This window comes from Hamadaea flava, from assembly GCF_024172085.1.
GTDB lineage: Bacteria > Actinomycetota > Actinomycetes > Mycobacteriales > Micromonosporaceae > Hamadaea > Hamadaea flava.
The window spans coordinates 5198551-5210240 of record NZ_JAMZDZ010000001.1 but is presented as its reverse complement, the minus strand read 5'-3'; the positions used below and the strand labels follow the sequence as shown (position 1 = coordinate 5210240).

Annotated in this window: 12 protein-coding genes; 5 read left to right on the top strand and 7 right to left on the bottom strand. The window is 70.6% G+C overall.

Features of this window, described 5'->3' with window-relative positions; genetic code table 11:
* Nucleotides 1-42: 42 nt before the first annotated feature.
* Nucleotides 43-630, bottom strand: a complete 588-nt coding sequence (locus HDA40_RS24620; RefSeq protein WP_253759824.1) for an NADH-quinone oxidoreductase subunit C — start codon at nt 628-630, stop codon at nt 43-45.
* 110 nt (nt 631-740) lie between these two features.
* On the opposite strand from HDA40_RS24620, the gene HDA40_RS24615 reads away from it, so the two are divergent.
* Nucleotides 741-1238 carry a SigE family RNA polymerase sigma factor gene (locus HDA40_RS24615; RefSeq protein ID WP_253759822.1) on the top strand — a complete coding sequence of 166 codons (498 nt, stop codon included), beginning with the start codon at nt 741-743 and terminating at the stop codon, nt 1236-1238.
* Nucleotides 1228-1887, top strand: a complete 660-nt coding sequence (locus HDA40_RS24610) for a hypothetical protein (RefSeq protein WP_253759820.1) — start codon at nt 1228-1230, stop codon at nt 1885-1887. Before HDA40_RS24615 ends, HDA40_RS24610 begins: the two co-directional genes overlap by 11 nt.
* Nucleotides 1888-1891: 4 nt before the next feature.
* Here the strand turns inward: HDA40_RS24610 and HDA40_RS24605 are convergent, their stop codons facing one another.
* Entirely contained in the window at nt 1892-2419 is a 528-nt protein-coding gene (locus HDA40_RS24605; RefSeq protein WP_253759818.1) for an NADH-quinone oxidoreductase subunit B, read from the bottom strand.
* 25 nt (nt 2420-2444) lie between these two features.
* Entirely contained in the window at nt 2445-3827 is a 1383-nt protein-coding gene (locus HDA40_RS24600; RefSeq protein ID WP_372502943.1) for an MFS transporter, read from the bottom strand.
* Here HDA40_RS24600 and HDA40_RS24595 point away from each other — a divergent pair.
* Nucleotides 3811-5247, top strand: coding sequence for a gamma-glutamyltransferase (locus tag HDA40_RS24595; protein ID WP_253759814.1), 1437 nt, complete (start codon nt 3811-3813; stop codon nt 5245-5247). The genes HDA40_RS24600 and HDA40_RS24595 overlap by 17 nt on opposite strands.
* Here HDA40_RS24595 and HDA40_RS24590 read toward each other — a convergent pair.
* Together HDA40_RS24590 and proB are read right to left on the bottom strand one after the other, a co-directional pair.
* The gene (locus HDA40_RS24590; RefSeq protein ID WP_253759812.1) at nt 5244-6482 is read right to left on the bottom strand and encodes a glutamate-5-semialdehyde dehydrogenase; all 1239 of its coding nucleotides are present in this window, start codon (nt 6480-6482) and stop codon (nt 5244-5246) included. The two genes, HDA40_RS24595 and HDA40_RS24590, sit on opposite strands and share 4 nt — an antisense overlap.
* An 11-nt stretch (nt 6483-6493) precedes the next feature.
* A complete protein-coding gene (gene proB, locus HDA40_RS24585) occupies nt 6494-7603 on the bottom strand; it encodes a glutamate 5-kinase (protein ID WP_253759810.1) in 1110 nt (369 codons plus the stop codon).
* A gap of 61 nt (nt 7604-7664) precedes the next feature.
* Here proB and HDA40_RS24580 point away from each other — a divergent pair, with 61 nt between their 5' ends.
* Nucleotides 7665-7988, top strand: a complete 324-nt coding sequence (locus tag HDA40_RS24580) for an MGMT family protein (RefSeq protein WP_253759808.1) — start codon at nt 7665-7667, stop codon at nt 7986-7988.
* Between the two features lie 41 nt (nt 7989-8029).
* The gene (locus HDA40_RS24575) at nt 8030-8842 is read left to right on the top strand and encodes a prenyltransferase/squalene oxidase repeat-containing protein (RefSeq protein WP_253763788.1); all 813 of its coding nucleotides are present in this window, start codon (nt 8030-8032) and stop codon (nt 8840-8842) included.
* Between the two features lie 299 nt (nt 8843-9141).
* On the opposite strand, the gene moeZ is transcribed toward HDA40_RS24575, so the two are convergent.
* Both moeZ and HDA40_RS24565 read right to left on the bottom strand, forming a co-directional pair.
* Nucleotides 9142-10323: an adenylyltransferase/sulfurtransferase MoeZ gene (moeZ, locus tag HDA40_RS24570; RefSeq protein ID WP_253759806.1), complete on the bottom strand. Its 1182-nt coding sequence runs from the start codon at nt 10321-10323 to the stop codon at nt 9142-9144.
* Between the two features lie 133 nt (nt 10324-10456).
* Nucleotides 10457-11503, bottom strand: coding sequence for a DUF3152 domain-containing protein (locus tag HDA40_RS24565; RefSeq protein ID WP_253759804.1), 1047 nt, complete (start codon nt 11501-11503; stop codon nt 10457-10459).
* Nucleotides 11504-11690: the final 187 nt, after the last annotated feature.

The window sequence follows — 11690 nt, the reverse complement described above, 5'->3', positions numbered from 1 at the left end:
GTGCGCGTGATCTTATAGCCGCGCCAACGCACTGCGCGCCCTCTATTTGGCTGAGGGCGAGGGTCCCCATTCGCCGGGAGCCGGTACGCCGGGCGGCCGGACCGCCTGTCGGCGCGGCGCGTCGCCGTGGCCTTCGCCGGGCTCCTTCGCTCCAGGCCACGGCTTGGCGACCCGGCTGGCCAGGACGAAGTCCTTGCGCAGCGGGTGGCCTTCGAACTCCGGAGTGAGCAGCAGGCGCGGCAGGTCGCCGGGGAAGCCGATGCCGAACATCTCGTTGGTCTCGCGTTCGTGCCACGAAGCGCCCGGATAGACCTCGACGATCGAGGCGAGGCTGGCGTCTTCCCGCGGCAGCCGCGTACGCAGCAGCAGCCCGAATCGCTCGCGGATGGACCAGAGGTGCGCCACGACGGTGAAGCCCTCGTCCAGCTCGTCAACGGCCGACAGCCAGTCGAAGAAGTCCAGGCCGAGCCCGTCCCGGGCGGTACGCGCGGCCGCGACCCACTGGGCGGACGGCACGTCGGCCACGGCTCGGGCGTGTGCGCCGCCGCCGGAGACGCCGACCTCGGCCGCGTCCAGCCCGGCGGAGGCCAGCCGGCCGGTCAGCCGGGCGCCGACCTCTTCGGGAGTCATGCGCCGATCCTAAACCGCTGCTGGGAATCGGGAGCTACGCGGATGCGGCCCGTTTGTACACTCAGGTTTCTCTCGGCGGCTCGGCCGCCGGTGTCCCCTCGGGAGGCGATGTGCCGGAGCCCCGCGACTTCGCGGAGTTCTACGCGAGCACGTTCTCCTCGCTGACCACCCAGGTCTACCTGCATACCGGGGATTTGGCCGAGGCGCAGGACGTCGCGCAGGAGGCGTTCTGCCGCGCCCTGATCCGCTGGCGTGAGGTCGGCGGATACGACGATCCGATGGCCTGGGTGCGCCGGGTGGCCTGGAACCTGGCGACCAGCCGGTGGCGGCGGATGCGGCGCGGGATGGAGCTGATGCATCAGCATCGGGTCGAGGTGGAGACGCCGGGCCCCACGCCGGACCGGGTCGCGCTGCATCGCGCCCTGCGGCTGCTGCCCGACCGCCACCGCCAGGCCGTGATCCTGTTCTACCTGGAGGATCTGACGATCGCCGAGATCGCCTCGCTGACCGGCGCCGCAGAGGGGACGGTCAAGTCCTGGCTGCACCGGGCCCGCGCCACCCTCGCCGAACACCTCCTCCCCGAGCGGGCGGTGGATCATGTCGGATGACCGGTTCCGCGCGCTGCTGAGGCATGCGGAGGCCGAGCTGCGCGCGCACGTCACGGTCCCGCCGCTCGCTCACGTGCAGCAACGGGTACGCCGAAGGAAACTCGCCCGCTCCGCGGCTGCCGGGGCGGCCGTCGCACTGACCGTCACGGGCCTGTTCCTCGCCCCGCACGTACGCGGCCCCGACCGGGTGCCGCTGGCGGTGACGCCGCCACCCACCCCCTCGGATGACCCGCCCGAGCCGCCCAGCATCGCCGGCGGCGGTCGCGATGACGATCGCCGGCCGATCAGCTCCCCAGCGCGGGCACTGCCCCGGTTGCAGGTCCAGCCGCTGGCGGTGACCGCGCTGCTCACCGAGGCCGAGGTCGCCGCCCACATCGTGGTGCGTACCAGCGGGTTCGGGTCGATCCGGGTGACGGTCCAGTTCGCCTATCCGACCGGGAGGTTCGCGTACGCGACCGAGGAGGAGACCTTCGTGGTCACCGGGACGGGACGGAACGAATTCGTCGAGGTCATCGGGCTGAGCCTCGACCAGGCATGTGCCACGGCGGCCACCGAGACCGGCGACTTCGTGCGAGTGTCGGCCCGTTACGAGGCGACCGGACGCCCTGACGAGAACCTCACCGGCTACGCCTCCATCCAGTGCCCCTGACGGGTCACTGGGCGGGCGGCGGCACCACGGGGGCGGTGAGTGCGAGCGGATCGGGCCGGTCGACGCCGCCGATGCCCGGGTCCTCGGCCGCGATCTTCTCCTGCAGGCGCAGGATGCCGTGCAGCAGCGCCTCGGGGCGGGGCGGGCAGCCGGGCACGTAGACGTCGACCGGAATGATCTGGTCCACGCCCTTGGTCACCGAGTAGCTGTCCCAGTAGGGACCGCCGCAGTTGCTGCACGCGCCGAACGAGATGACGTACTTCGGCTCGGGCATCTGGTCGTAGAGCCGCTTGATCGCCGGGGCCATCTTGTCGGTGACCGTCCCGCTGACCACCATCAGGTCGGCCTGCCGGGGGCCGTGCGCGAACGGGATCACGCCCATCCGCATGAAGTCGTGCCGGCCCATGCTGGACGCGATGAACTCGATGGCGCAGCAGGCCAGGCCGAAGTTGAACACCCACAGCGAATAGCGGCGACCCCAGTTCAGCACGAACTTGATGGGGTGGCCGAGGACCGCGGGCAGCTGTGCCATGAGTCCAGCCTAATCCGTACGACCCTCACGCGGCCGCCGGGACGACCTCCGTGGTGAATCCGCGCAGGAAGAGCAGGGCCACGCCGACGATGACGGCCGGGACGAGGGTGAAGCCGAGCAGCACGCCCAGCTCGGCGTGCGAGGTCTGGACGGCGGAGACGCCGGTGGTGCTGGAGACGTAGCCGAAGAGCTGGAGGACCTGCCCGAAGATCCCGGGGCCGAGGGCCAGCCCCAGCGTCTCCCCGGCGGTCCACACCCCGGTGAACACGCCTGCCTGCCGCTTGCCGGTCCGGGCCGTGTCGTACGCGATGCAGTCGGGCAGCAACGCCAAGCCGAACAGCTGCTGACCGGCGTACCCGAAACCGATCACGGCGATCATCGCGTACACGAGGAAATGCGGGACGAGCGGCGCGGTGACCAGGGCGAGCGTGGCCGCGGTCAGGGTGGCGGAGGCCAGGATGTAGCCGCGGACCTTGCCCAGCCGCTCGCCGATCCGGCGCCACAACGGTGTCACGACCAGGGCCGGGGAGACCACGGTGAGGAAGAGCAACGGCGTCGCGCCGTGGTCGTGCAGGACGTGGTCGGCGAAGTACTGGACGCCAGCGAGCATGGCGGCGACCCCGGTGGCCTGCACGACGAAACACGCCACCAGTACGCGGAACGGCCGGTTGGCCGCGACCACCTTGAGCTGGGCGCGCAGCGAGGGTTCGGACGCCTGGACGGCGCCGATCGGCGCGGTGGCGGTGCCGTAGAAGGCGCAGAGCGTGCCGATGACCATGAGCGCCGCCACGAACAGACCCATCAGCCGGTGGCCGACGATGCCGCCGCCGGTGGTGTCCACGATCCATGGCGCGACCGCGCCGGACACGAGGATGGCGGTGGCGAGGAGCCCGACCCGCCAGGTCATCATCCGCGTACGCTCGGCGGCGCTGTCGGTCATCTCCGCCGGCATCGAGACGTAGGGCACCTGGAAGAACGCGAACGCCGTCGCGGTGAGCAGGAAGGCGACCGCCACGTAGCTCACGGCGAGGACGGGGCTGCCGCCCGGCGGGACGGGCCCGAACGGCGCGGCGAAGAGGGCGACGAAGAGCACCGCGAGGGTCAGCCCGGCCCCCAGGAGGTACGGCCGCCGCGCGCCCCAGCGCGTATGCGTGCGATCGGAGACCCGGCCGACGAGCGGGTTGGCGACGACGTCCCAGGCCTTGGGAGCGAGGACCAAAAGCCCTGCGAGACCAGCGGAAACGCCTAGAGTATCGGTCAAATAGGGCAGCAGGAGCAGCCCGGGAACAGTGCCGAACGCTCCCGTCACCAACGAACCGAGCGAGTACCCGATGCGGACGCGCGGGGACAGAAGTTCGCTGTCGGCGGGAGCGACGGCCACACTGTTCTGCATGGGCACCGCCTCCATGGGCACAGAGCGTACGGGAGTGAGAATCAGTCGCGTACCGGCTGGGGTCGCCGCGGGACATCCCGCGACGGTCGAGGCCGGCCTGCGCGTCCTCGCCGAGGGCGGAAACGCCGTCGACGCCGCGATCGCCGCGACCTTCGCCTCCTGCGCCGCCGAGACCATCCTGTGCGGACTGGGCGGTGGCGGGTTCGCCACCGTCTTCTCGGCCAACTCCGGCAGCGTCGCCGTCGTCGACTTCTTCTGCGCCATGCCGGGACTGTCCGGCCAGACTCCGGGACCGATGGTACCGATCGAGATCGACTTCGGCGGGGTCCCGATTCCCTACTCCATCGGCGGTGCTTCGGTCGCCGTGCCGGGCGTCGCGGCCGGGTGTGCCGAACTGCACCGGCGCTTCGGTCATCTGCCCTGGCTCGAGATCGTGCAACCGGCGTACGACATCGCGCACACGGGTGTTCCGATCCCGCCGCCGCAGGCGGAGGCGCTGCGGTCGATCGCCCCCGCGATGATCCTCGACCAGGGCGGTCCGGCGTACGCCCCGGCCGGCCGGCTGCTCGAAGGCGGCGACACGTTGCAGCACCCCGGACTCGACGACGCGTTCGCGCTGCTCGCCTCGGGCTACGACGAGTTCGCCGACTACACCTCGGGTCTCATGGTCGAGGCGGTCCAGGCCGGCGGCGGCAGCCTGAGCCGCAAGGACGTCGAGGCGTACCAGCCGATCTCCCGGCCGGTCCGGTCCGCGACGCTGGGCGGCCGCCACGTGTGCGGGCGGCTGGACCTCAACCGGACGCTCCCCACGATCGCCGCCCTGCCGCGGCTGGACCCGCTCAGCGGCCCGGACCGAGCCGTCGCGCTCGCGCACGCGCTCCAGGAGAACGCGCACCGGCCGGAAGGGCTGGGCGAGACCACCAACATCTCGGTGGTCGACGGCGAGGGCAACGCCTGCGTCGTCACGCACACCCTCGGGCTCGGCTCCGGCGTCTGGCTGCCCGGCCTCGGCATCCACCTCAACTCGATGCTGGGCGAGGGCGAACTGTTGGCGGGGCACATCCACCCCGGCGACCGGGTGCACTCGATGATGAGCCCGCTGGTGGTGCTGACCCCTGACGGCGACCTCGACCTCGCCGTCGGCTCGGCGGGCGCGTCCCGGATCCGGTCGGCGCTGCTCAGCACCCTGATCGCGTACCTGGTGGAGGGGCGCTCGGTGCCCGACTCGGTCGCCGCGCCCCGACTGCACGTCGCCGGGCAGATCGCTCATCTCGAACCGGGCTATCCGGCCGACGGCGCCGACGCGCTGGCCGACGCCGGGTTCGTCGTCCAGCAGTGGGAGCAGACCAACCACTACTTCGGCGGGGTCAGCGCGGTGGGGCGTACCGGAGCGGCCGGCGATCCGCGCCGGGGCGGGCACGCCCACGTCCTCTAACGGACGTGGCCGGCCCCCGTCACGACGTACTTGGTGGAGGTCAGCTCGGGCAGGCCCATCGGACCCCGGGCGTGCAGCTTCTGGGTGGAGATCCCGATCTCGGCACCGAAGCCGAACTCGCCGCCGTCGACGAACCGGGTCGAGGCGTTGACCAGCACCGCCGCCGCGTCGACCCGGGCGGTGAACTCGTTCGCCGCGCTCAACGAGCCGGTCACGATCGCCTCGCTGTGCCCGGTGCCGTACCGCGTGATGTGGTCGATCGCCGCGTCCAGCGAGTCCACGACGTCCACCGAGATCTCCAGCGCGAGGTACTCGGTCGCGAAGTCCTCCTCGGTCGCGGGGACGACCTCCCCGAAGCGCGCCACCGGCGCGGTACCGTGCACGACCACACCGGCGGCACGCAGCGCGTCGAGTGCCCGAGGCAGGAAGGTGTCGGCCACCGCCGAGTGGACCAGCAGCGACTCCGCCGCGTTGCAGACCGACGGCCGCGACGTCTTGGCGTTGATCAGGATCGACAGCGCCATGTCCAGGTCAGCGGTCTCGTCGACGTAGATGTGGCAGTTGCCCACGCCGGTCTCGATCACCGGCACCGTCGAATCCTCGACCACACTGCGGATCAGGCCCGCTCCCCCGCGCGGAATCAGCACGTCGACCAGGCCACGGGCGCGCATCAGGTCGCGTACGGTCTCGCGGGAGGACGGATCGACCAACTGCACCGAGTCGGCAGGCAGTCCCGTCTTCGCGATCGCCTCGCGGAGGACGTCGACGATGGCGGCATTCGAGTTCGCCGCGCTCGACGAGCCTCGCAGCAGCACCGCGTTGCCCGACTTCAAGGTCAGCCCGGCCGCGTCGGCGGTCACGTTCGGCCGCGCCTCGTAGATGATGCCGACCACGCCGAACGGCACGCGTACCTGCCGCAACTGCAGGCCGTTGGGCAGCGTCGAGCCGCGCACCACCTCGCCGACCGGGTCGGCCAGCGCGGCCATCTGCCGCAGGCCGTCGGCGATCGCCGCCAGCCGCCCGGGGGTCAGCGCCAGTCGGTCGACGATCGACTCGCTGGTGCCCGCCTCCCGCGCCGCCGCGACGTCCACGCCGTTCGCCCGCAGAATCTCGTCGGTACGCGTGACGAGCGCGTCCGCCATGGCGACCAGGGCGTCGTCCTTGACGGCGCGGGTGGCGGTGGCCAGCGTGCGGGCGGCGATGCGGGCGCGCTGCGCCAGTTCGGTGACCGACATCTTCATCCCTCTCAGAGCAGCACCAGATCGTCGCGGTGCACGACTTCACGCTCGTACGCCGGGCCGAGCGACGCGGCGAGTTCGACCGTCGACCGGCCGAGCAGGCCGGGCAGTTCCAGGGCGTCGTAGTTGACCAGCCCTCGGGCCACCGGCTTGCCGGCCTCGTCGACGAGATCCACCGGATCGCCGGCGGAGAAGGCCCCGTCCACTCCCGTGATCCCGGCCGGCAGCAGGGACTTCCGCCGATCGACGACGGCTGCCACCGCGCCCGGATCCAGGAAAAGCCGCCCACGCGCTTCGGTGGCATGGGCCAACCAGAACAGGCGCGCCGATGCGCGTACCACTTGGGCCGTGAAGAGAGTGCCCACCTCGGCGCCGGACAGGGCCGCAGGGGCCTGGGGCGCGGAGGTCAGGACGACGTGGATGCCGGCGCCGTTGGCGATGCGCGCGGCCTGGACCTTCGTGACCATCCCGCCGGTGCCGAGGCCCGCCTTGCCGGCGCTGCCGATGGCGACGCCGTCGAGGTCGTCCTCGCCGCGGACCAGGTCGATCCGGGTCGAGCCGGGCAGCGCGGGGTCACCGGTGTACAGCCCGTCCACGTCGGAGAGCAGGATCAGCAGGTCGGCCTCGACCAGCGCGGCGACCAGGGCGGCGAGCCGGTCGTTGTCGCCGAACCGGATCTCGCTCGTGGCCACCGTGTCGTTCTCGTTGACGATCGGGACCACGCCCAGGTCGAGCAGACGCTGGAGGGTACGCCGCGCGTTGCGGTAGTGCGAGCGGCGCGTGACGTCGTCGACGGTGAGCAGAACCTGCCCGACCGTACGCCCATGGGCGGCGAACGCCGCGGTGTACGCGTGCATGAGCAGCCCCTGGCCGACGCTGGCCGCCGCCTGTTGCGTGGCCAGGTCCCGCGGTCGGCGCGGCAGGCTGAGCGGGGCGAGGCCGGCCGCGATCGCGCCCGACGAGACCAGGATGATCTGCTTGCCCGCCAAATCGGCCGCGGTGAGCGCCTCGACCAGCGCACCCAGCCGGGCCGCGTCGAGACCGCCGGACGCGGTGGTCAGCGAGGAGGACCCCACCTTGACCACGATGCGCCGCGCGTTCGTGACTGTCTGCCGCACCGGACCATTCTGACCTGCGTGAATCCGCGGATGTCGGGTGGATCCCATAGTGTGGCGCGATGTGAGCCCTGAGGAGTATCGCGAGCAGGTCCTGCAGCTCGTCGAGCGGATCCCGGCCGGCCGGGTGATGAGCTACGGCGCGATCGCCGAATACCTCGCCGACGTCTCGGGCCGCTGCTCGGCACGTCAGGTCGGCACGATCATGGCCCGCTACGGCGGCGGGGTCCCATGGCATCGTGTCGTCAATTCGTCAGGACGGCTCCCGCCGGGGCACGAACAGCGGGCCGCACAGCTCCTTGCGGAGGAAGGCGTGCAGCTTAGGGCCGGTCGGGTGATCATGCAGACTACCTCCTGGTACCCCGAAGATCACACGTCCGGCCGTTGAGGGTGCGCTCGGTGACCGTCTAGCCTTTCTCCGTGATCGACATGGACGCGGCCATCGGCTTCGTGGTGGCCAAGGGCGACCAGGTCGACCGTGCCCGCCTTTCGTACCTGAGGACCGGGGCCGCGCCGTCCGAAGAGATCCGCGACAAGGCCGAGGCGGGCCAGAGCCGCGACGGCGGCTGGCCGGCGTACTGGGCCGACGGGGTCGCCTCCGTCGACGCCACGTGCTTCCGGCTGGCCGAACTCGACGACCTCGGCGCGCTCGGCCGACAGCCGGCCCGCCGCGCCCTCGACTGGCTGACCACTCGACAGCACGCCGACGGCAGCTGGGAGGAAGACTCCAGCCTCGCCGACATCGCCCCGCCGTGGGCAGTCCCCGGCGATCCCGAGGCTCGGCTCTACATCACGGCCAACGCCGCCTTCTGGCTCACCGTCGCCGGGCAGGACGCCCGCTCCGCCGGCCCCCTCGACGACCGGCCCGGCGGGGCGTACGCGGGCGTCGTCGTGAAAGCGGCCGAAGCGCTACGGACCGAAGTGCAACCCGACGGGACGATGCCGACCTTCCTGGTCGCGACCTGGCTGTCCGCCGCCGTCCTCTACCGGCACGACATGTTCTACGAGTCCGTACGCCTCCAGCAGCGCCTGATCGAACGGCTGCCCGAGCTGACCGCAGCCGACGCCGCCTGGCTCGCGGCCGCCAACCGGCGTGTCGGCGTACGCGACGACGACCCGCTGATCATCAACGCGATGCTCCGCCTCCGCCAACTCCAACGCAGCGACGGCGGCTTTACCAGCGACGACGGCGACGCCTTCGACGTGCACACCACCCTAGCCGCCATTAGGGCGTGTCGTTAGCGCCCCGCTATTTGCTCCCTGGCGGCGTTGCTCGCCACCTCGTTGCCACCAGGCAACGTCGGCGTCGTGCGCCTTGCCAGGAACCAAATATCGGCGCGACCAGCCTTAAATCAAAAGCAGAACCCAAACGGAGAGCGACCGGCGCCTACGAACGCCGTTCAACTATGCGAACGCCGTCCGACCCCACTCGCCGCAACCACCCACGGTCGGGCACCAAAAAGAGCCGGAAATGAGTAACCCGCGGAGGGATCAAGCCTGACCGCCCGGAGCGGGTTACTCATTTCCGGCTCAACAAAAAGTCAGTAGACGGGAAGCGAAGGATCAATCTGCTTGATCCACGCCAACACCCCACCCTGAACATGCACAGCGTTAGAGAACCCAGCAGCCTTCAGCGCAGCCAACGCCTCAGCCGACCGAACCCCAGACTTGCAGTGCAGAACGATCTGCCGATCCTGCGGAAGCTGCGCGAGTGCCTGCCCCGAGAGGATGTCTCCCTTCGGGATCAGCGTCGACCCCGGAATCCGCACGATCTCGTACTCGGCGGGCTCGCGTACGTCGACGAGGAAGATGTCCTTCCCCGCGTCTTGCCAGTCCTTCAGCTCCGACGCCGTGATCGTCGAGTTCTCGGTCGCGGCCTGCGCTTCGACCGACACCGCGCCGCAGAAGTCGTCGTAGTCTTCGAGCAGTTCGGTCTGGGTCGCGTTCTCGCCGCACAGGACGCAGTTCGGGTCCTTGCGTACCTTGATCTTGCGGTAGGTCATCTCCAGGGCGTCGTACACCTGGAGCGATCCGACCAGCGGCTCGCCGATCCCGGCCAGGAGCTTGATCGCCTCGGTGACCTGGATGGCGCCGATGCTGGCGCACAGTACGCCGAGGACGCCGCCTTCGGCGCAGCTCGGCACCATGCCGGGCGGCGGGGGTTCGGGGTAGAGGCAGCGGTAGCACGGGCCGTGTTCGGCCCAGAAGACGCTGGCCTGCCCGTCGAAGCGGTAGATCGAGCCCCAGACGTAGGGCTTGCCGAGGAGGACGGCGGCGTCGTTGACCAGGTATCGGGTGGCGAAGTTGTCCGTGCCGTCCACGATCAGGTCGTACTGCCGGAAGATGTCGAAGACGTTCTCCCGGTCCACCGCGGTGTTGTGGATCTCGACCTGGACGTACGGGTTGATCTCGCGGATCGACGCGGCGGCCGATTCGGCCTTGGACCGGCCGACGTCGGACTGGCCGTGGATGATCTGGCGCTGGAGGTTCGACTCGTCCACGACGTCGAACTCCACGATGCCGAGGGTGCCTACACCCGCCGCGGCCAGGTACATCAGGGCCGGTGAGCCTAGGCCGCCCGCGCCCACACAGAGGACCCGGGCGTTCTTGAGCCGCTTCTGCCCCTCGACCCCGACGTCCGGGATGATCAGGTGGCGCGAATAGCGGCGGATCTCATCGACCGAGAGCGACTCGGCCGGCTCGACCAGCGGCGGCAAAGACACGTTCTGCTCCTGCCTGCGATGCGTGATGTTGCGGCGACTTGGCCATTCTTGCTCGCGCCTGTGAATTCTGGCCATGACGTCTACCACGTGGGACGCGGGAATATATTCGCCCCCGGCGATCAACGCCTCATCGTCACGGGATCGGCGGGCCGGTGTACCGCTTGCCGTCGATGTAGGGCCAGGAGTTCGCGACACAGCCCTTCAGCCCGTACGTCTGCTGCTGCATGACCGGCGCGGTCTGTCCCCGACCCGGGCACGCCTCGTGGTAGAGCCCCAGTTGGTGACCGACTTCGTGGTTGATCGCGTACGCCTGGTAGACGTCGAGCGGTGCGTTGTAGTCCGGGATCGCGGTCAGCCACCGAGCGAGGTTGATGATCACCTGGCCGCTGATCCGGCACGAGGTGTAGCGCTCGGTGTGCAGGCCGCCGGCGGCGCACATCTTCTCCGAGGTCGCCGGGGTGGCCAGGTAGATCACGAATTCGTGGCTGGAGCCCTTGGGGACGCGCTGGAACTTGGTTTTGCCGCCGGCGATCCAGCTCCGGGAGTCGCCGAGGATCTTCTCGACCGCCGTGGCGAAGGCGGCCGCGTTCTGCCCGCTCTCGTCCTCGACGGCGATCTGATACTTCCGCAGCGTCCCGGCGGTGCCCAGCACCTTGCCGGTGCCTCCGGCGTACGCGAAGGTGCCCGGACCGGTCTCGGGGACGCCGGTCGACTCGACGGTGGCGGTGGTGGCGCCGGACGGGTCGGGGGCAGCGGCCGCCTTCGCCGAGACCGACGCGGACGGAGCCGGTCCCGGCGCCGACGGGCCCGCAGCGGTCTCGGTCGGTGACGACGGGCTACGCAGGAGCAACCCGGCGACCGAGCCGACCAGGATGACCAGGACCGCCAGCGCCAGCACGCGACGGCGACGCATCTGCGCTCGACGACGGGCGGCCCGGCGCTGCGCCCGGGGTCCGGGCTGGCGGGGCGCGGCGTCCCGATACGGTCCGCCGTCCCGAGGAGGACCGTCCTGAGGAGAAGCCCCGTCCCAGGGCGGGCCCCCGTCGAACTGCGGGGCGTACGCATCCGAGGAGCGGGAGGACGGCCGCTCGCGCAGGTCGGTACGCCGTGACCGGGCGGACTCCTGGCGAGGGTAGTACTGCTCCGGCTCGGTGGGCGGGTGCCGGCGATCGTGGCTCATGACGCGCTCCAGACTGCCATAGATCTGAGGAGATCAGGCGCATCGGGCTCGAACACACGAAGATTCGCACCCGTCGTGACGGCCCGCGTACCCAACGCCGCCCGCGGGCCCACAACGCAGCACGCCAACCCAGCGCCGCAACGCAGCGCCACAAAGCAAAACACCGCAGCGCCACAAAGCAAAAGCA